Consider the following 20,769-nt stretch of genomic DNA (forward strand, 5'->3'; position numbering starts at 1 on the left):
GTTATGGCTGTTATACAAAGTAAGGTAAATACCCAAAGCGATGCCTTTAAGAACAATAGGAAAGAGTTATTAAAGCTGATCGATCAGTTAAAGGAGCTCGAAAATAAGGTGCATCTAGCCTCAAAAAGAAAGCAAGCGGTCTTTGAGCAAAGAGGGCAGTTATTACCGAGAAGGCGTTTAGACATGTTGTTAGACCCAGGTGCCAGTTTTATTGAGCTTAGTACGCTAGCTGGCCTAGGCCAACATGACGATGATGGCGAAGAAAATGTTTATGGTGCGGGCATTATTGTTGGTATCGGTTTTGTAGAAAACACAAGGTGTATGGTTTATGTCAATGATGCGGCGATTAAGGGGGGGACAAACATGCCCCATGCGTATAAAAAGTTACGTCGCGCGCAAGAGATTGCCAGTACCTCTAGGTTGCCTTTTATTTGTTTAGTGCAAAGTGGGGGAGGAAATTTATTTCTACAACACCTTGGGTTTAACTTGGCCGGACACCGGTTTATGTCACAAGCACAGGCGTCTGCCGCGGGTATTCCGCAAATTACGGTAGTGCATGGCGCATCTACCGCAGGAGGTGCGTATATACCTGGCATGTCAGACTACGTGGTGATGGTCAAAAATAAAGCCCGAGCTTATCTTGCTGGCCCACCATTATTAAAAGCAGCAACCGGTGAAATAGCTGAGGAAGAAGAGCTTGGTGGCGCTGAGATGCATGCAAGTGAATCGGGGCTTGCCGAGTACCTAGCTGAAGATGATGCGCATGCGCTTGAAATGACCCGAGAAATTGTAAAAAGTTTAAATTGGAATAACCGCCTAACCACAACGGCAAGAAAAACTTATAAAGAACCGCGATACGATATTGATGAATTATGCGGCATAGTGCCGGCTGATTATCATAAACCCTACGACAGCCGTGAAGTGATTGCACGCTTGGTTGATGATTCTGACTTTGTTGAATTTAAGGCGAATTACGATCCGTTTACCATCTGCGGTTTTGCAGAAATCGAAGGTCAACATTGTGGCATTATTGCAAATAATGGCCCTATTACTAATAAGGGAGCCGGCAAGTCGACACAGTTTATTCAACTCTGTTGCCAAGCAAATAAACCGTTGATTTTTTTACAAAATACTACAGGTTTTATCGTTGGTATTGAGCATGAACAAAATGGCATGATAAAAAATGGTGCCAAGCTTATTCAAGCGGTGGCGAATGCCACTGTGCCTAAAATAACACTCAATATTGGTGGCGCCTTTGGTGCAGGAAATTATGCTATGTCGGGCCGCTCATTTGAGCCAGACTTTCTATTTGCCTGGCCCACTAATACCTTGGCAGTAATGGGGGGCGAGCAAGCCGCAACGGTGATGTCCATTGTTTATGAAAATAAACAAAAAGCGAATAATAAGCCGATTGATGAAGCGTTTTTAGCCAAGCAAACAGAAGATATTTTAGACTACTACTCAAGTGTTTCGTCTGCATTTTATTGCACCTCACAGGTTTGGGATGAAGGCATCATTGACCCACGTAAAAGTCGTCGTTTGCTTGCCGAGCTGATTGATATTGTTGTTCAAGGGCGTGAAACCAAATTAGATGCCAATACCTTTGGCGTGGCAAGGATTTAAAATGATTAATCTACCCAAGGTGGACACGTTATTACTAAAGCATGTGAACGGGCGTCTATACATTACGTTAAATAGGCCTGAACGGCGTAATGCAATGAACGATCAGATGAATGACGAGTTACATCAAATGGCCGATTTTTTAGCTAAGTCGGCAGCAATTCGTCTGGTTATATTGCAAGGTGCCGGTGGTCATTTTTGCGCCGGTGGCGATATTAAAGAACGTAAAAACCAAACCGATCAGGCGGCTCAACACCTAGACCCTGCGCGTGACAGAAATATTAGATCGGGGCAGCTATTTAAAAAATTTTTTGGCTTACCGCAAACCTTAATCGTAGTTGTGGAAGGCTCGGCAATGGGCGGCGGTTTTGGCTTGGCGTGTTTGGCAGACCTTACGTTGGTTCATCGTGATGCAACACTGGGCATGCCAGAAACAACATTAGGAATTGCACCTGCGCAAATTGCTCCCTATGTCGTTCAGCGAATAGGCTTAACACCTGCCAAGCAAATGGCATTAACCGGTGAAAGGATTAATGGCGACAAAGCATATCGCTTAGGCATAGCGCAATACCTTGCCGATTCTAACGAAGCCCTCAGAGACAAATTAGAGTCTGTGATTCAACAAGTAGAACGTTGTGGACCTAAGGCATGTGCCGCAACAAAAAACATTATGCATAAGGTGGCTCATCAAATTGATGATGAGATGATTGAGTTTTCGGCAGATGTTTTTTCCAGACTAAACAAGCAAGATGAAGGTCGCGAAGGACATCGCGCCTTTGTTGAAAAAAGAAAACCGCACTGGATGGCCTGATTAATGAATCATTTTGATACTATCTTGATTGCGAATCGTGGCGAGATAGCCGTTAGGGTCATTAAAACGGCTAAACAGATGGGCTATGAAACGGTTGCTGTTTTTAGCGAGGCAGATCGTGAAGCACTGCATGTTTCTCTTGCTGATAAAGCGATAGGTATTGGCGAGTCAGAGGTTGAAAAATCCTACCTAAACATTGACAAAATAATAGCCGCAGCGCTGAAAACTAATGCTCAGGCTATCCATCCGGGGTATGGTTTTTTATCCGAATCAGCTGAATTTGCACAGCGTTGTGAAGAAGCTAACTTAGTGTTTATTGGGCCGGATTCAAAGGCAATGGCCATTATGGGAAACAAAACGGTTGCCCGACATAAAATGCTTGAGGCAAATGTACCCCTAGTGCCAGGCTATGATGGACCTTCGCAAGACAACCCAACGTTACAAAAAGAAGCTAACCGTGTCGGTTACCCGGTGATGGTTAAAGCAGCTGCCGGTGGTGGTGGGCGTGGTATTCGCATTGTTAAAGACCCACAACGCTTAATAACAGAACTTGAAGCGGCTAGAGCAGAGGCACTTAGCAGTTTTGGCTCTGATGAATTACTGCTTGAAAAATATATTGAAAAGGCCCGACATATTGAAATTCAAGTATTTGCAGATCAACTTGGTAACACGGTTTATTTGGGTGAACGAGACTGCTCGATGCAGCGACGGCATCAAAAAGTTATTGAGGAAGCACCTGCGCCGAATATCGATGCCACCTTACGAAAAAAAATGGGTGATGCCGCAGTAAAAGCGGCTGAGGCGGTTAATTATGTTGGTGCCGGTACCGTTGAATTCTTATTATGTGAGGATCAATCATTTTACTTTTTGGAAATGAATACGCGCCTACAAGTTGAACACCCAGTAACAGAATTGATAACAGGCTTAGATTTAGTTGAATGGCAGTTATCAGTAGCGGCTGGTGAACCATTAGCGCTACAACAAGATGAGGTTGAGCTAAAGGGGCATGCCATTGAGGTGCGTTTATATGCTGAAGATTGTGAGTGCGATTTTATGCCGCAAACAGGGCGTATAAGGCAGTGGAAAATGCCAGTCGCTAAGGGTATTAGGGTTGATAATGGTATTGTCAATAAGCAAATTATTAGCCCTTATTATGACTCAATGCTGGCAAAAATTATTGCCTATGGTACTACGCGCGAACTAGCTATTAGGCGCTTAACACGGGCCTTAAAAGACACGGTTTTATTAGGTTTGCCTAGTAATAAAACTTTCTTACTGGGCTTGCTAGAAGATCATACTTTCATGAATGCTGAGGCAACCACGCGGTATATTGAAGAGCAATACCTACTCGCGCAACAAAAACAGGCGGCTCAGGTGCCGGGTGACTCAATGTGGGCAATAGCCGCCATTTTGTTATCGCGAATGCCCGGCACAACAGGTTGGCGAAGTACTGGCACCCTCAGCTGGCCGGTCAGGTTGAAATACCAGCAACAACAACGTGACGTTACGGTTTTCCAAGACGGTTCTGCATACCGTGTTGAATACGGCGATGATGAAATACAAAATATCCTTATTTTAGCGGAGTCTGATGGCGAGCTATTGCTTCAGATTAATGGTATTTGCTGCAAGCTTAATGTTGCGCTAGATGAGCGACACACTGTTTATATTGATAATCGTTCACAGGTCGCGATGTTTGAAAAAATATCATTTTCAGAAAAACAAAACCAAGACACTCTCGGTGCAAACCTTATCGCACCGATGAGTGGAAAAATTGCTGAGGTTAAGGTGATAAAAGGTGACACGGTTAACAAGGGTGATGTGCTGTTAGTGCTTGAGTCAATGAAAATGTACCAAGAGCTTATGGCCCAACAAGACGGCCTGGTAACGGGCGTTTATATAAAGCCTAATCAGCAAGTAGAAGTGAATATGCCGTTGATAGATATCGTCACCAGTGAGCAGGCTAACGATGAATAAAATCAAAATTGGCGGTGCTTCTGGCTATTGGGGTGATAGCGCCTATGCAACAGAACAATTACTGACAAAAGGTAATGTTGATTATTTGGTTTATGATTATTTGGCCGAGGTCACCATGTCACTGTTGGCGAATGCAAAGTCAAAATCTGAACAGCTTGGCTATGCAACTGATTTTGTGCAACAAATATTGAAACCTAATTTACAACAGATCGCCGAAGGTGGGGTAAAAGTCGTTGCCAATGCAGGGGGTGTCAATTTACCTGCGTGTAAAGAGGCGATCCAAGCCATTTTAGATGAGCAAGGCTTAGCACTGAAAATTGGCACCGTTGATGGTGATAATTTAATGCCAAAAGAAGCTGCATTACGCGCATCTGGCATAACTGAAATGGAAACTGGCGAACCGTTTCCCAACAAACTAGCCAGCATTAATGCCTATTTAGGCGCTTTCCCCATAGCGGCGGCACTCAATGCGGGTGCAGATATTGTCATTACCGGGCGAGTTGTTGATTCAGCCACCACATTAGGGGTCTTGATTCATGAATATAACTGGTCGGTTGATGACTTAGATAAACTATCGATGGGGGCATTAGCAGGGCATTTAATCGAATGTGGCTGTCAGGTAACAGGAGGTAACTTTACCGACTGGCATGACAGCTGTGATGGCTGGGCAGACATGGGCTACCCCATTATTGAATGTGATGAAAGTGGTGATTTTGTTGTTACAAAAGCTGCCGGAACGGGGGGCTTGGTTTCTAAGCTGACTGTTGCAGAACAATTGGTGTATGAAATAGGCGATCCGCAAACCTATTTCTTACCCGATGTTGTTTGTGATTTTTCGCAGGTTAAATTAACCGAACAAAGCACTGATCGGGTATTAGTTACAGGCGCTATTGGCTATCCGCCAAGCGGTCAATATAAAGTCTCGGCGACTTATTTAGATGGTTATCGCGCCGTTTATACGCAGCTATTAACGGGCTTTGATGTATTAAAAAAAGCCGAGCTAACGGCCAATGCAATTTTAGAGCGTTGCGAAAAACTGTTGGCTAACGCCGGTTACGCAAACTTTAAACAACATTCAATTAACTACTTAGGCGCTAATGCGTTATGGAATAAAGAACACTTTTCTATACCGCAAGAGATACAAGAAATAGTGTTAAGAATAGTGGTTCATCATGATAAGCGTGATGCGGTTGCTTTATTTTCAAGAGAAGTAATGGGCGTTATCTTAAATATGACGACGGGGCGTTGTGCAGCTGGTCAGGCAGGCCGGCCTAAGGTGTCGCCAGTGATTAGTTTATATTCATTTCTAATCGATAAAAACTTGGTAAACGCCGTGGTTGAGGTAGAGGGTAAGCCGTTAACCTACCCACAAGCGTCTGGTAATACGTTTAATGACAATATGGTTCATCGTAAGCCTGACCCAATAGTAAGGCAAAGTGATAAAAATGCCATACAAGTACCTTTGGTTAAACTGGCGGTCGCGCGAAGTGGTGATAAAGGGCGGTTTGCCAATATAGGGGTGATTGCACGTCGGCCTGAATATATGCCGTATATTGCTCAAGCCTTAACCGAGCAGACAGTATCTGATTGGTTTTCTCATGTAGTAAAAGGCCGTGTAGAACGTTTTTATTTGCCGGGTATCGATGCGTTTAATTTCCTCTTACAAGATGCGCTAGGGGGAGGAGGGGTCAGTTCCATGAATATAGATACACAGGGTAAAACTTACGCACAGCAAATTTTAAAAATGCCAGTTAAGGTCCCAGCTGGCTTGTTAAAAAATGAAAGGCGTTAAGGTGTCTAGAGTTCTTCTATGCTAGTCAATAGGGTATTCAAGCGCAGCATAAAAAAGGGTGTGTTTAATACACCCCCTTTTTAACTAAACGTTTTAAATAAACGTAGCGGAGCGCCCGTTAAGAACGTTCAATAACCATTGCTATCCCTTGCCCAACACCAATACACATTGTAATAAGAGCATAACGACCTTGTGTGCGTTGTAGTTGATGGCTAGCAGTTATCGCAAGCCTTGCACCAGACGCACCTAGTGGATGACCAACAGAAATAGCGCCACCGTTGGGATTAATACGGGGGTCATCTTCGGCAATACCCAGTTGTTTTAAACCACCAAGCACTTGCGCAGAAAACGCTTCATTCACTTCGATAATATCCATTTGTTGAAGTGTTAAACCCAGTCGTTTTAATAATTTTTGGCAGGCAGGCACGGGGCCTAATCCCATCATCGATGGTTCAACACCCGCTGATGCGCCGCCTAGAATACGGGCCATAGGTTTAAGCTCATGTTGTTCACCATAAGCACGTGAGCCAATAACTAAAGCCGCTGCGCCATCATTAATACCAGATGCATTGGCGGCAGTAACAACGCCATCTTCATAAAGCGTGCGCATGCTGGCCATTTTATCTAAGCTTGTATCGGCCCGTGGGTGCTCATCTTTATCGACAATAATGTCAGGTTTGCCACGTTTTTGTGGAATGTTAACGGGAATTATTTCTTTATCAAAATAGCCTTTCGCTGTTGCGTCAGCCCATTTTTGTTGTGATTGATAAGCAAAAACATCACATTGCTCACGCGTAATACCCAGAGCTTTAGCGACGTTATCAGCAGTTTCTGGCATGGCTTCGTGACCATATAGTTTTCCAATTATTGGGTTTGGAAAACGCACACCAATGGCGCTGTCGTAAACCGTAATGTCTTTACTAAATGCGGTGTTGCTTTTGTTAAAGGTTAAAGGGGCACGTGTCATGCTTTCAACACCACCTGCAATAAATAAACTACCCTCATCACAGGAGATAGCACGAGCGGCGTCAATAATTGCGGCTAAGCTACTGCCACAAAGCCTATTAACGGTTTGCCCGCTTACCTCGACAGGTAAGCCTGCGGCTAATGTCGCATAACGTGCTACGTTCCGGCTATCTTCACCGGATTGACAAGCGCAGCCCAAAATAACATCGTCAATTAATAATGGGTCAATATTGTTTCGTGTAACCAGCGCCTTAATAACGCTAGCGGCTAAATCGTCCGGTCGGACGTGTGCCAGTGAGCTGCAATATTTTCCAAAAGCAGTTCTTGCTCCATCGTAAATGTAGGCATCTAACATGGATGTCTCCTTAAGTTAAGTTGTGGTTGAATGTTGATTAAGTGCTTAATGTGTAGGCGAGTTTAATGCCATCGCTAATGGCTTGTGCTGCATCAAGTTCTCGTACTTCTTTAGCGCCGCCTATTTTGTATACATTGGGAGCTAAATCGCCAAGTTGTTGGGCAAGTTCATCGCGTGATTCTTGCCCTGCGCAAATAACAATGCTGTCAGCGTGTAATAACTGAGTGGTTCCTTCTTTTTCTATGTGTAAGCCTGTTTCATCAATTTTTATATAGTTAAGTTCACCAAGCAATTTAACACCACGTTTTTGCAATTCTGCTTGATGAATCCAGCCGGTTGTTTTTCCAAGCGTACGCCCAAACTTTCCAGCCTTACGTTGTAAAATCGTAACAGTACGTTTGCTTTTTATTATCGGTTTAACTGACGCGTTTAGCCCACCAGACTGAAGACCTGTTGGATCAATTCCCCAATGTTTGTTAAACGAGTCAATGGGCTCTAGGCCGTCATCTTGATGGGTTAAAAATTCAGCCATATCATAACCAATGCCACCGGCACCTATTATAAGCACGGTTTGACCTATTTTCTCTGGTGAATTAAAGGCCTCTTCGTAGCTAAAGACATTAGGGAGATGAATACCTGGAATATTTGGTTTGCGTGGCTTAATACCAGCAGCAATGACAATTGAGTCATACTTTGCATCGTTTAGCTGCGCTAAGGTGACCGTCGTATTTAGCTGAGTATTAACGTGGTATTTTTTAAGCATAACGTTGAAATACCGAAGTAATTCATCAAACTCTTCTTTACCCGGTACCTTACGTGCGTAAGCCATTTGTCCACCAATATCAGCAGAAGCGTCAAACAACGTAATGTTGTGACCAAGTTTTTTAGCTTCAATAGCAAAAGATAAACCAGCCGCCCCAGCACCAATAACGGCAATATTTTGTGGGTTAGGGGCTGGTGGTAATTTGGACATTTTTGTTTCGTGGCAGGCACGCGGGTTTACCAAACAGCTAACAGTTTTAAAATTAAATAAATTATCTAGGCAAGACTGATTGCAGGCAATGCAGCTATTTATTTCATCGCTTCGTTGTTGCTGGGCTTTTATAACAAAATCAGGGTCAGCCAAAAAAGGCCTAGATAAATAGACTAGGTCGGCATCTCCTTGTTGTATAAGCGTGTTGGCCACCTCGGTGGTGTTAATCCGGTTGGCAGCGGCAACAGGGATATTGACCACTTGTTTAATCATACGGGTAGCCCAGCTAAAGGCAGCTCGTGGAACTTGCATCGCAATGGTTGGTATAGATGACTCATGCCAACCAATACCCGTGTTGATCAAGTCGACACCGTTAGCCTCTATGAGCTGGGCAAATTGTTGCGCTTCATGAATAGTCCAACCATCTTCAACCAGATCAAGCATTGACATGCGATATTGAATAAAAAATTGAGAACCTACTTTTTCTCGAATCGATTGCAATACTGTTAATGGAAAACGAGCACGGTTTTCGAAACTGCCACCCCATTGATCGGTTCGTTTATTCGTACGCGAGGCGGTAAATTCATTAAGAAAATAACCCTCGGAACCCAATAATTCAATGCCGTCAAAACCAGCTTGTTGCGCAAGAGAGGCGCAATTTACGTAATCGTCAATGGTACTTAGAATGTCCTTCTCAGACATTTCTTTGGGTTCAAATTTATTAATAGGTGAACGAATAGGGCTGGGCGCAACTAGGTTCTTTTGCTTTGCGTAACGTCCAGCATGAAGAATTTGTAAAATAATATGACTACCTGATTCATGTACAGCCTCTGTAATGATTTTATAATCGGCAACTTGTTCAGGGTCTGTTAGTTTCATTGAACCTGGGCTGAGCAAGCCTTGCTCATTAGGCGAAACACCACCGGTAACAATAAGGCCAACGCCGCCGTCAGCACGTTCTTTATAAAAAGCAGCTAAGCGGCCAAAAGGGTCGTCACTATGATCTAGCCCAGTATGCATAGAGCCCATTATGAAACGGTTAGCTAAGCTTAAAGAACCAATTTTAATGGGTGAAAATAAGTGATTTGGCATACGTTTCCTTTTTTGCATAAGTGTATTGATGCGTCTTTGCCTTTAAGATTTTGAAGCAGATTAAAGCGCTTCACAAACTAACGATTGTTTGATAGATTGTTAAGCAATTATACCGCTCAAACAGAACAAATACAGCATAGCGCCACGATGATAACGGTGGGTTAATCTATCAATTTGGCAATGGTGTTGTGAATATTACGTTAAATGGACGAAAAGAAAAGTGAGTGACCCAGATGCCGGATGAAGAAATAATAAAGATTAACTTCAATAACAACGGTTAATGCTGCACGATGGTGTTTATAGGCTAATAGTTTATTAAAAGTGTTGATAGCAACGCTATGTATCAGCTAGCCAATTAAAAAACAAACCTAATGACTGATGAAATGCTATTAAACTATAGCGCTTGAAAAGCCTTGGTTTGCTGCGTTTTTAATAATAAATATATAAATAATATGATTAACACTATACAACTATGCCGCTCGATTTTATTTGTTCCAGGTGCGATTCAAAAGCGCATAGATAAAGCGGCGAACATTCCTGCAGATGCGATAGTTTTTGATCTGGAAGATGCCGTATCGCCCGATGATAAAGTGCGTGCAAGGCAACAGGTGGTAGAAGCCTTAAAGTCGTCCGCTTTTAAAGGCAAACAATTGATTGTGCGAATCAATGGCATTTCTACACCTTGGTTTGAAGAAGACATTAAGGCAGTTGTCGCGGCTGGTAATAGTGCAGTGATGTTGCCAAAATGCGAAACGCCAGAAGACGTTAATGCGGTAAAAAAATATTTTAATAAAGCCGATATTGCGCTGTTTGTTATTATTGAAACAGCAAAAGGCGTGTTGGATGTAGCGTCAATTTCAAAGGTATTAACACCGCAAGACTCTGTTTGTTTTGGTCATGTGGATTTTGCTGCCGATATGGCGCTTAATGAAGCCGATGCCAGTGAAGGGGTTATTTACCAGTCACGCTGTCAAGTTGCCTTAGCGGCAAGAGCGTTTGGCGCATCGCCTATTGATAATGTTTGCTTAGAAATTGCCGATGAAAAAGCAATACACGATGACACCTTAAAAGGCCTAAAACTCGGGTATGCTGGAAAGCTATGCATACACCCCAACCAAGTGCCCATTGTTAACAAAGTGTATACCCCAACACTGGATCAAGTAGACAAAGCAAAAGCTATTTTAGCGGCCTGGGATGTTGCTCAAAAAGAAGGCCACGGGGTATTTACCTTCCAAAATAAAATGATTGATCTGCCTGTTATTCGCGCCCAACAGAGTATTTTAAGGCGCTATCAAATGGCGCAATAATAAGAGACTTATACGCATGAAAGAGATTTTAATTGATGGCCCTTATTTTGAAGACTTTACAATTGGCGAGTTCCTAGAAGAACCGCCATCCATAACCATTACCGATGGCCATGCAACCTTGCATCAAATGTTGTTTGGTGATCGTTTAAGGCTGCCGTTAGATCGTCATTTAACGCACGAAATAACCGGTTCAGATCGTCCGTTAGCAAACGCTATTATGGCAATGGGTTTTGCGATAGGGCAAACAACCTATGCCACGCAAAATGTAATGGGTAATTTGTTTTATAGAGGCTTGGTTCTTAAAAAACCGGTTTATATCGGCGATACCTTAAGCACAACAACAAAAATTGTTGCCTTACGGCAAAATAAAGTTAAAGGCGGGCGTCCCTCAACAGGTATGGTAGGGCTTGAAATTACCACCACAAACCAAGGGGGTGAAGAAATTTTGCACTTTTGGCGCTGCCCAATGGTGCCGTGTCGTGACCCAAAAGTACAAACCAGCCATGCAGATGACTTAGATATTATGCCGTCTGATATTTCTACGCAAAGCTTGGTAGAAGCAGTACCAACAGACTGGGACTTGGCAATGTATAAAAAGCGTTTTGCGGGCATCCATTTTGACCAAGTAGAAACAGACGTTTTATTTAAAATTAAAGCAAGGGACACAGTAACCTCCGCGCCAGAACTAGCCAGAACAACGCTTAACCTAGCTATGACACATACAGACGCTGGCGCCAGCGTTTATGGCAAACGCTTGGTATATGGTGGGCATACTATCTCGATGGCAGCAGCCCAACTAATAAGAGCCCTGCCAAACACCTTGTCAATATTAGCTTGGAGGCACTGTAATCACCTAGCCCCCGTGTTTGAAGACGATATTTTACGTAGCGAAATATCAGTATTGAAAAAAACACCGTTAGCATCGGGTGGTGGGCTAGTAGATTTACAAATCAATGTATGGGCTGACCGCGGAGAAAACGCGCCTAAAGAATGCAAAAATGACCACGTACTAGACTGGGGATTAGTTATTTTTATGGCATAAGCCCACTGCTAAGGTACTACCGTTAAAGAAAGTAGGGCGGCTAAAAGGGTTTTATCCATGTTCGTTGTGCTAATATCAAAATACATGGAAGTACTATCCACCTATATACAACTAATACGTGGACATTGGCTTTCCGCTTATTAATACTGTTATATGGCTTTATGCCTACGCCTCTCTAGTAACCGGTATTATGTAAAAGGATTATTATGACACCTTCAGTTTTTGTATCTTATTCCCACGATGATCTAGACCATAAACGATGGGTTTTAGCTTTAGCCACCAGATTACGCAAAAGCGGCATTGATGTGACTCTAGACCAATGGGACTTAGATGCAGGTGATGATCTAGGCTCCTTTATGACGAATAATTTAGCGAATGCAGACAGGGTGTTGATGATTTGCACTCCAAATTACGTCGAAAAAGCTAATGAGGGAAAGGGTGGTGTTGGTGTGGAGCGGATGATTCTAACCGCTGAGTACTTATCTAATATTGATAGTAATAAAGTTATCCCCGTAATAAAGAAACATGGAGCAGAACCCGTACCAGCATTTTTTAGCACAAAGCTGTACATCGACTTCTCGCAACCTGGTGAATATGAAGCAGCCTTTGATGACCTGCTTCGAAACATACTCGGAAAACCTCTAGTAGAGAAACCAGAAATTGGTAATAGTCCGTTTGAAGAATCTGTCGATGCAATGCCACAACCATCCCATGATCCAGTAAAAGACTTAATGAAAATCGTAATCACAGCTTATGAACAGCGTGGCGATAGCTCTTTCGAAATTCGCAGACTCCAAACCTCTGGATTTGCCTCATCAAGGACTATGGCCGATGTGATCATCAGCAAAGCTGTAGAAAGAGGATATGTGAGCATGGACCACATGAATGGCTGTGTGTGGCTAGAAGACAAAGGTAAGCATTACGCTATTGAGAATGAGCTAGTTTAGGCATGACACATTGTACGTGTACGACATATAACAAGCGGCAGCAGTCGGAACGTTTTTTCGCTCCTTCGTCGCTACAAAACGTCCGCTGTGCCGGGCGTTATGTTTAAAAAGGAAGAATTATGACCGATAGATTTTTAGTGCCAGCATATGGGCCAGATGAAAAAGCATTGGGTATTGCACTTCAGTCTCTTGGCATTCTTGGGAATAAATACAATAGTGACATTGCACTTGTTGTACCCGCTCTTAAACATGCCGATGGCACCATTTTAAAAAGGCTAATTCCGGAACAACAATTAAAAGAACTTTCCAAAGGCAAAACTTTATTATTTGGCGAAGACAATATCCCGCTCTCTATGGTTTCTCCATTAACACTGAATAAAACAAGGGCACAAGTCATTCTTGGTGTTTTCGCCTCTAAGAAAATGATTAATAAAATTGAATCTAAAGCAGATTTAAAAGCAATAATTATTTTGCCTTGGGCAGGCGAGGCTGATATAAAAGAATGGAAAGATACTTACTCACCAACAATTTTAGAGTCAAATGAAAAAACATAACAAGCGGGTCAAATTCGCTTCGCTTGGGCGCGCAAACAGCGCGCGCCATTTACCCTAGTCGTTATCTCTTTAAATCATGAAGGTGGCTAGAATGTCTGTTTGGAAGCTTCAAGAATTACGAGATTTAGTGGAAAAGACTTATGGGGCAGAGCAACTTGCCAAGGCCGCGGATCATATAAATTCAGTAGATTGGAAAATTCGAGCTGCGGGTTACCATTCATATCTAGCAAAAAATTCTTTTGACGGGATCTTTTCTGGAATCGAAAATGAACCAATGCACGCTATCAAAATGATTCTTAGTTCAGGCAAAGGTGCATCCAATTTTAATGATGCTAGCTTTATATATGAATCTAATGTTATAGCCTGTGCTCAAACAATGCACTCTGTTAGCGACATAATAAGTCATGTAATCCACGATGCGCTTTTTATCGAAGGTATCGACGAAGACAGTATCGATTTAAAAACTATCCAGACGAAAATTCCACCTAGTGCACTTAAAAGCTCTGTTGTTCGCGTCCTTGGATTAAAGTCCTATCTCTATCTTAAAGATTTCGTAAATACCACTAAACACATTAGGCTTGTTGGAGCAGCTTATACCGTCGATGTAGCTGGTGTGGATAAATATCCAAACGGTATGAAATTTCGGAGCTTCACATGCAAAGATAGGAGGCATCCAGCCAAATGGGGAGAGGACCTTCTAAAGGAACTTAATCAGCTGTCAATCGAATTTGTAAACCTAGGGCAAGACATTAATGATTACCTTGCCAAATAATAGAGCTAACAAGTGGGTCAAAGGCGACGCGGGAAAATCCCCGCGCGCTTTACCCTAAGCGTTATATGGTAGCAGAAACATCACAAGCCTAAGGAGAAAAGTAAATGTTTGATTTTATGTTTGGTGGGAAAAGAAAGCTGGAGCTTATCCGTGAATTGCTTGAGCAACGAATGAGAGAAGAAGGTTTTGACGATATGGATTCACGACTGAAAGTTAAGGAACTGGGAAAACTACAACTTATCGGAACACCAGAAGGTGCCATTGTCACTATTGTTGAGACAGTTGTAAAAAGCCAAAGGCAAGGCGCCTTACTTAGTCAAATATTAGCCTCAATAGAAAACCATAGAAAATCGCTAGGCTCTGATCCTCAAGAGTTCTCCGAAATTATGAATATAGCAAGTGGACCTCAAGCAGGCGAATCGGTAGGCATTTATTGCCATTACCGGCTCAATCTTGAACACCCAGGTTTAATTTCCCTTGAACAGTGCATGAAAGCATTGGAACAATGTGCTCAAGAAATAGCTACATGGTAGTAGCTAGTTCCGGCGATCAATTTAGGGTCCCACATCACACCATCACGTACCATTGAATTTAAGATAATAACCAGCTTTCGAATACACGCAATTAATGCAACTTTTTTAGGTTTTCCGCTAGCCACTAAGCGTTGATAATAGGAATCAAGAGGCTCAGACTCGATTGATTTAGCATCTTAATATTTAACATTAGCTTTATATGGAAGGGCCCAACTATGCGTAGGCTTTTTGTGTTTTTGCTGCTTTTATCCGCCTCATCGTACGTTTATGCGTTTTGGAGCAGTTATGCTTATGTGTCTTCTGTAACAGAAAGTGAATTTGATCTAAGAGTTTATGTAGCGCCTGTAAGTGAAGGCAATGGGTCGTATTTGGTAAGGCTAAAAGCGGTTGCATACCCCTATAAACAAGCGTGGGTTATAACAACGCCACAGTCTATACCACCTAATGAACAGAATCAGCGAGTGCGTTTTTGGGGGAAAGAATTAAGCCTGTCTGGTGTTGAATTGATTATTCCACTGCGCCCAACAGAAAGGTCTTTTTTGAACCGGCTTCATGATACAGAAGAAGGAAAATTCTATGAATTGCTTATTCCAGCAGAGCAGGTTCACCGAACTTACATTTATATAGATTTCCCTGAGCCAGTAGAAGATGGTGGCTATTTTTATTCAATAGATATTGGTTCGTACGTTAAAGCCAGACAATAAAGCCGACCATTGCCGTATTTGAAAGCCTTAGTTTCTGCGCCTTTTTATACCTTTGCTGCGCTTATTCGGGCGTGCTTTTTTTTCCGGTGTAATACTCTGGGTGATAAGCAAGAACTTGTTCGCCATCGCTACTCCATGCATGGCAACCATCAATATAGAAGGGTTTTGATGTTTCGTTCTCAGTTTTGCCTTTTGCGATTCCCGCCATTGTTTGGTAAATCGTTGTCGTGGCAGGCCCTACAAGATCGGCTAGGTGCGTACAACCTTGAATACCGGCTACTAAAGACTTTACTAAACGTGTCCACCCCGGGGCTATTTGTTTACCAATTAGTTTGTTGAATATAGGCGTGATCTCACCACAACAACCGTAGGGTGAATGGTCTGTTACTGCAATGCAATCGTGAACCAACAGATTGGTATCGACTGTTAAGCGAATCCACATTTCATGAATGGGTTCACCCGGTTCAATGGTGCCACGGTAAGAGTTCTCAAGAGGGTAGGTTTTAATATCTGTAATCTGTGCATCGACATCCCATAAACCGTCAGGCCTTTTAAAGCCGTTACAAGTAATTTGGCGAGTATGTATGTTTTCTCGTGGATAGGTGCTTTCAGGTAAAGGCATAAGATTTTTTGCGTTTAGTTACAGTGGGGAGTTACTTCTTGCTTGAAATTATAATCGTTTCTAGTCGTTTGTTGTGCGAGCGAGTGCAATATTTGGATATGTTTTTTTGTATTTGCAAACGTAGCGAGGTTGCTGAGGTGTTGCCTGGCCTGTGTTTGGTTGTAGTCAGCTTGAATGGCTTATCGTTGCAGAACCAAGCGGTTGTAACGATAAGCTCGTTGCGCCTGACTGATGGCTTGGGTATAGTCATATTTTACCTAGCGCTAGTTTGAATTTAAGTATACGTTCGAGGAAATATGATGTCTATAAAAAGCACAATGATGGATTACCCATTAACATTAAGCACCTTAGTCGAGCGCTTAAAGACGTATTATCCGCGTGTGGAGGTGGTGTCAAGACTGCCAGATAAAACCCTGCATAGAACACACTATTTAGATATTCATAAACGAACTAAGCGCTTAGCTTCGGCGTTAACAAAGCGGGGTGTTAAAAAAGGAGAAGGCGTAGCGACCCTAATGTGGAATCATTACGGGCACCTTGAGGCTTACCTTGGGGTGCCTATTATGGGCGGTGTTCTCCATACTGTGAATTTACGATTATCGCCCAAAGATATTGCTTATATTATTAATCATGCTGGCGATAAGGTACTTATTATTGACGATATTTTGCTGCCTTTATATGAGCAGTTTAAAGATGATGTGGCGTTAGATGAAGTGATCGTTGTTCCGCTAACAGGCGAAAAGGTTAATAGCGAATATACTGATTACGAGGATTATTTAAAGCTTGGTGATGATGACTTTAGCTACCCTATTATTGATGAAAATGATGCAGCGGGGATGTGCTATACCTCGGGCACAACAGGCCGCCCTAAAGGGGTTGTGTATAGCCATCGCTCAACGGTTTTACATGCAATGGCAGAGGCTATGGTTGATACATTGGGTGTTAGTCAGTCTGATGTGGTGACGCCTGTGGTGCCAATGTTTCATGCCAACGCTTGGGGGCTAAGCTATACATCGGTGCTAGTCGGTGCAAAACAAGCGTTACCGGGCCCACATTTAGATGCTGAGAGTTTGATGGATTTATACCAAAGCGAACAAGTAACGTTGAGCGCTGGTGTGCCCACCATTTGGATGGCAATAAAAACAGCCAGAGAAGCAGAGCCGAATCGCTGGAAGACAGCGCCTAATATGCGAATGGTGGTTGGCGGAGCGGCTGTTCCAGAGTCTTTATTTCGGGCGTTTGATAAGTTTGATATGACTATTATTCAAGCGTGGGGAATGACAGAAACTGGGCCGTTAGCCACCGTAGGTATCGTTAAAGAAAGCCTATCTGACCTTGATGAAGATGCAAAATATGCCTGCCGAATTAAACAAGGGTTAACGTTGCCCTTTATTGATATACGTATTGTCGATGAAGAGGGTGTTGAATTACCTTGGGATGGTAAAACATCTGGTAATGCCGAGTTAAAAGGGCCGTGGGTAACCGCTGCATACCATAAGAATGAAGGTGCTGAGGATAGTTTTAGCGAAGATGGTTGGCTAAAAACTGGGGATGTTTGCCAGATAGATCAAGAGGGTTATGTCAAACTGACCGATAGAACAAAAGACCTTGTTAAATCTGGCGGCGAATGGATTAGTTCGGTGGATCTTGAAAACGCAATTATGGGGCACCCTGATGTATTAGAAGCAGCAGTCATTGCTGTTGCACACCCTAAATGGGATGAGCGGCCTCTAGCGGTTGTTGTGGTTAAGGAAGATAAGCAAATAACAACGGACGATATACGTCAATTTTTAGAAGGCAAGTTTACTAAAATGTGGTTGCCTGATGCGGTGGAGGTGATTGCTGAAATTCCTAAAACATCAACGGGTAAATTTATGAAAATGGCACTGCGAGAACAGTATAAACACTGGGTTTGGGAATAAATTAGAAACGTTAATTAACATTTAAATAGGACGAATAATATGAAAGATGCGGTCATTATCGAAGCAGTACGCACACCTTTTGCTAAATATAATGGCGCATTTAGAGACATACCTGCCAATAAATTACTAGCTAATGCGTTACAAAGCGTGGTGTCTAGGTCAGGTATTGATAAAGAAAAAATCGAAGATGTTATCGCAGGCTCTGTAACTCAAATTGGTGAACAAGCCGCAGATATTGCCAGACAATCCTCTTTAATGGCTGGGTTTCCGGTGGAAGTGGCCGGTGTTACGTTGAATCGTTTTTGTGGCTCGGGTCAGCAAGCGGTGCACTTTGGCTCACAAGTTATTGATGCTGGAGATGCCAATTATATTATTGCTTGTGGTGCGGAAAGCATGACGCGTGTTGCGATGTTAACAGATATGACTCTGGGAGAACCGTATAAAGACTTTGCGCCAATGGGGGCAGAATTACTTAAACAATACCCGCTAGTGCATCAGGGTGTTAGTGCTGAATTAATAGCGGATAAATGGGGTATTAGCCGTGCTGACGTGGATGCCTTTGCTATTGATAGCCATGCTAAAGCTCAAGCGGCTATTAATACCGGCGCGAACAAGGAAATAAGTCCAATGCAAGGGTTAGACAAGGAAGGAAATAGCATTATTTTAGAGGCCGATGAAGGTGTTCGCGCGGTTATAGATTCTAATAAATTAAGTACGCTAAAAACCATTTTTCGCCCGAAAGGCGACGGTGTAGTAACAGCAGGTAATGCCAGTCAAATTTCAGATGGTGCTGCCGCCGTTCTGATCGCCAATAAAAAGATAGCCGTGGCGGATGGTTTTAAGCCAAGGGCTAGGTTCCGTGCTCGTGTCGTTGTAGGTAGTGACCCTGTTTTACAATTAGACGGGCCAATTGCTGCCACTAAATTAGCGTTAAAAAAGGCTGGTTTAACGGTAGATGATATAGATTGGTTTGAAATAAACGAAGCCTTTGCAACGGTTTCATTGGCGTGGATGAAAGCAATAAACCCAGCGCCAGAAAAAGTTAATCCGTGGGGCGGCGCGATTGCACATGGGCACCCATTAGGCGCAACCGGCGCAGGCCTGATGGCAAAAATGCTGGCAGGTTTAGAAGCGACAGATGGACAGTTTGCGCTTCAGACCATGTGTATTGGTTTAGGTATGGCAACAGCCACAATTATTGAACGAATTTAAGGAGTTAGAGAGTGGATTATAAAGATAGAACATTTTTGGTAACCGGTGCAGGCTCTGGTTTAGGTGGTGCAACGGCGTCTATGCTAATTGAGCAAGGGGCTTATGTTGTTATATTGGATATTAATGAGCAAGCCGGTAAAGAGAAAGAAGCTGAATTAGGGGTAAATAGCCGGTTTATAAAAACAGATGTGACCAGTGAAGAAGAAGTGATGGCAGCGATAGAGCTGGCAAAGACTACATTTACAGGTGTGCATGGTGTCATTAATGCAGCGGGCGTAGCCATTGTTGGTAAGGTGCTAGATAGAGACGGTAACCCACACTCGTTAGAGCTATTTACTAAAGGGGTTACTATTAACCTTATTGGCACCTTTAATGTTATTCGCCTAGCGGCGCAGGTGATGGCTAAAAATGACCCAACAGAAGGCGGTGAGCGGGGAATTATTATCAACACAGCATCCATCGCTGCGTATGAGGGGCAAATTGGCCAAGCCAGTTATTCTGCATCTAAATCAGGCGTGGTAGGAATGACCTTACCCATTGCGCGTGAATTAGCTCGATATGGCATAAGAGTTTGTACTATTGCACCGGGCATTTTTGAAACGCCAATGTTGTCAGAACTTTCAGATGAAGCACGTGAATCTTTAGGTCAAATTGTTCCTTTCCCGCCACGTTTAGGGCAGCCGAATGAGTTTGCTTCACTTGCAGGGCATATTATTGAAAATGTCATGTTAAATGGTGAGGTGATTCGATTGGACGGAGCTGTTCGGTTAACAGCTAAGTAGGCGATATGATGCAATACGAAACATTATTAATAGAAACCCCGGCTAAAGGTGTTGCTTTAATTCGCCTAAATAGACCTCGTCAATATAATGCCCTTAATTCAACTTTATTGGTTGAGTTAGGTGATGCACTAAACCATTTTGAAACCGATGATGCGGTTGGCGCGGTGATTATTACCGGCTCTGATAAAGCCTTTGCTGCCGGAGCAGATATTGCAGAAATGGTCGGTATTAGTGGTCAACAGATGCTTGAAATGGTTGAAGCCTCAACCGGTTGGAGGGCTTTATCGACATTTACCAAACCGACTGTTTGTGCTGTTTCCGGTATGGCATTAGGAGGTGGTTTTGAACTCGCATTACAGTGCGATATTTTATTGGCGACGAAAGGGGCAAAATTTGCCTTACCTGAAGTGAATTTAGGCGTTATTCCTGGGGCGGGTGGTACCCAACGTGTTGCTCGAATTATTGGTAAATCGTTAGCAATGGAAATGATTATGAATGGGCGAGCCCTATTTGCTGAAGAAGCACACCAACGAGGTATTGTTAGCCGCGTAATCGAGCCTACTGAGATAGAAGCCGAAGCCGTTCAATTGGCTTCAGAACTGGCTTCCAGAGCACCCTTGGCAGTACGTGCAGGTAAAGCTTGTGTCAATAAGGCGATGAGTTCTACATTAGAAGAGGGCTTATTGTTTGAACGAAACGCATTTATTCCATTGTTTGATACAGAAGATGCTAAACAGATGATGACGGCATTTTTAAATAAATCGAACTAGTTTCTAATCATTGAAATAA

Annotated in this window: 19 protein-coding genes; 16 read left to right on the plus strand and 3 right to left on the minus strand. The window is 43.0% G+C overall.

Annotation, left to right across the window (positions count from 1 at the left end; all coding sequences use genetic code 11):
• Window positions 1-3: 3 nt before the first annotated feature.
• Genes CPC19_RS06500 through CPC19_RS06515 form a run of 4 tightly spaced genes read left to right on the plus strand, consistent with a single transcriptional unit; the run spans window position 4 to window position 6,197 of the window.
• Window positions 4-1,623: an acyl-CoA carboxylase subunit beta gene (locus CPC19_RS06500; protein ID WP_016390192.1), complete on the plus strand. Its 1,620-nt coding sequence runs from the start codon at window positions 4-6 to the stop codon at window positions 1,621-1,623.
• A gap of 1 nt (window position 1,624) precedes the next feature.
• Window positions 1,625-2,431: an enoyl-CoA hydratase/isomerase family protein gene (locus CPC19_RS06505; RefSeq protein WP_016390193.1), complete on the plus strand. Its 807-nt coding sequence runs from the start codon at window positions 1,625-1,627 to the stop codon at window positions 2,429-2,431.
• A gap of 3 nt (window positions 2,432-2,434) precedes the next feature.
• Complete coding sequence (locus CPC19_RS06510) at window positions 2,435-4,405, plus strand: acetyl-CoA carboxylase biotin carboxylase subunit (protein ID WP_016390194.1); 1,971 nt, start codon at window positions 2,435-2,437, stop codon at window positions 4,403-4,405.
• Entirely contained in the window at window positions 4,398-6,197 is a 1,800-nt protein-coding gene (locus CPC19_RS06515) for an acyclic terpene utilization AtuA family protein (RefSeq protein ID WP_016390195.1), read from the plus strand. The genes CPC19_RS06510 and CPC19_RS06515 overlap by 8 nt, the downstream gene beginning before the upstream one ends.
• Before the next feature lie 118 nt (window positions 6,198-6,315).
• On the opposite strand, the gene CPC19_RS06520 is transcribed toward CPC19_RS06515, so the two are convergent.
• Together CPC19_RS06520 and CPC19_RS06525 are read right to left on the minus strand one after the other, a co-directional pair.
• The gene (locus CPC19_RS06520; protein ID WP_015006024.1) at window positions 6,316-7,518 is read right to left on the minus strand and encodes an acetyl-CoA C-acyltransferase; all 1,203 of its coding nucleotides are present in this window, start codon (window positions 7,516-7,518) and stop codon (window positions 6,316-6,318) included.
• Between the two features lie 37 nt (window positions 7,519-7,555).
• Window positions 7,556-9,583 (minus strand): FAD-dependent oxidoreductase, encoded by a 2,028-nt coding sequence (locus tag CPC19_RS06525; protein ID WP_016390196.1) that lies wholly within the window; start codon window positions 9,581-9,583, stop codon window positions 7,556-7,558.
• A gap of 452 nt (window positions 9,584-10,035) precedes the next feature.
• Between CPC19_RS06525 and CPC19_RS06530 the strand changes: the two genes are divergently transcribed.
• From CPC19_RS06530 to CPC19_RS11940, 7 genes are all read left to right on the plus strand, one after another.
• Window positions 10,036-10,890 (plus strand): CoA ester lyase, encoded by an 855-nt coding sequence (locus CPC19_RS06530; RefSeq protein WP_016390197.1) that lies wholly within the window; start codon window positions 10,036-10,038, stop codon window positions 10,888-10,890.
• A gap of 16 nt (window positions 10,891-10,906) precedes the next feature.
• On the plus strand, window positions 10,907-11,932 hold the full coding sequence (locus tag CPC19_RS06535; RefSeq protein WP_016390198.1) for a MaoC family dehydratase: 1,026 nt from the start codon (window positions 10,907-10,909) through the stop codon (window positions 11,930-11,932).
• Window positions 11,933-12,138: 206 nt separating this feature from the next.
• Window positions 12,139-12,879: a toll/interleukin-1 receptor domain-containing protein gene (locus CPC19_RS06540; protein WP_016390199.1), complete on the plus strand. Its 741-nt coding sequence runs from the start codon at window positions 12,139-12,141 to the stop codon at window positions 12,877-12,879.
• A gap of 119 nt (window positions 12,880-12,998) precedes the next feature.
• On the plus strand, window positions 12,999-13,433 hold the full coding sequence (locus CPC19_RS06545; protein WP_016390200.1) for a hypothetical protein: 435 nt from the start codon (window positions 12,999-13,001) through the stop codon (window positions 13,431-13,433).
• 91 nt (window positions 13,434-13,524) lie between these two features.
• Window positions 13,525-14,205 carry a hypothetical protein gene (locus CPC19_RS06550; RefSeq protein ID WP_016390201.1) on the plus strand — a complete coding sequence of 227 codons (681 nt, stop codon included), beginning with the start codon at window positions 13,525-13,527 and terminating at the stop codon, window positions 14,203-14,205.
• A gap of 104 nt (window positions 14,206-14,309) precedes the next feature.
• Window positions 14,310-14,738 carry a hypothetical protein gene (locus CPC19_RS06555; RefSeq protein ID WP_016390202.1) on the plus strand — a complete coding sequence of 143 codons (429 nt, stop codon included), beginning with the start codon at window positions 14,310-14,312 and terminating at the stop codon, window positions 14,736-14,738.
• 215 nt (window positions 14,739-14,953) lie between these two features.
• The gene (locus tag CPC19_RS11940) at window positions 14,954-15,442 is read left to right on the plus strand and encodes a hypothetical protein (RefSeq protein ID WP_016390204.1); all 489 of its coding nucleotides are present in this window, start codon (window positions 14,954-14,956) and stop codon (window positions 15,440-15,442) included.
• A gap of 61 nt (window positions 15,443-15,503) precedes the next feature.
• Here CPC19_RS11940 and CPC19_RS06565 read toward each other — a convergent pair whose 3' ends face one another.
• Window positions 15,504-16,064: a DUF2889 domain-containing protein gene (locus CPC19_RS06565; protein ID WP_016390205.1), complete on the minus strand. Its 561-nt coding sequence runs from the start codon at window positions 16,062-16,064 to the stop codon at window positions 15,504-15,506.
• Window positions 16,065-16,102: 38 nt separating this feature from the next.
• Between CPC19_RS06565 and CPC19_RS06570 the strand changes: the two genes are divergently transcribed.
• From CPC19_RS06570 to CPC19_RS06590, 5 genes are read left to right on the plus strand one after another with little or no spacing between them, the layout of a single operon-like run.
• Complete coding sequence (locus CPC19_RS06570; RefSeq protein ID WP_016390206.1) at window positions 16,103-16,336, plus strand: hypothetical protein; 234 nt, start codon at window positions 16,103-16,105, stop codon at window positions 16,334-16,336.
• A gap of 24 nt (window positions 16,337-16,360) precedes the next feature.
• Window positions 16,361-17,986, plus strand: coding sequence for a long-chain fatty acid--CoA ligase (locus tag CPC19_RS06575; protein ID WP_240183323.1), 1,626 nt, complete (start codon window positions 16,361-16,363; stop codon window positions 17,984-17,986).
• Between the two features lie 39 nt (window positions 17,987-18,025).
• Window positions 18,026-19,198 carry a thiolase family protein gene (locus CPC19_RS06580; RefSeq protein WP_016390208.1) on the plus strand — a complete coding sequence of 391 codons (1,173 nt, stop codon included), beginning with the start codon at window positions 18,026-18,028 and terminating at the stop codon, window positions 19,196-19,198.
• Window positions 19,199-19,209: 11 nt separating this feature from the next.
• Window positions 19,210-19,980, plus strand: a complete 771-nt coding sequence (locus tag CPC19_RS06585) for a 3-hydroxyacyl-CoA dehydrogenase (RefSeq protein WP_016390209.1) — start codon at window positions 19,210-19,212, stop codon at window positions 19,978-19,980.
• Window positions 19,981-19,985: 5 nt separating this feature from the next.
• Entirely contained in the window at window positions 19,986-20,750 is a 765-nt protein-coding gene (locus CPC19_RS06590; protein ID WP_236610524.1) for an enoyl-CoA hydratase-related protein, read from the plus strand.
• The last annotated feature ends 19 nt before the right edge of the window (window positions 20,751-20,769 follow it).

Source organism: Cycloclasticus sp. PY97N (assembly GCF_002443175.1).
GTDB lineage: Bacteria > Pseudomonadota > Gammaproteobacteria > Methylococcales > Cycloclasticaceae > Cycloclasticus > Cycloclasticus pugetii.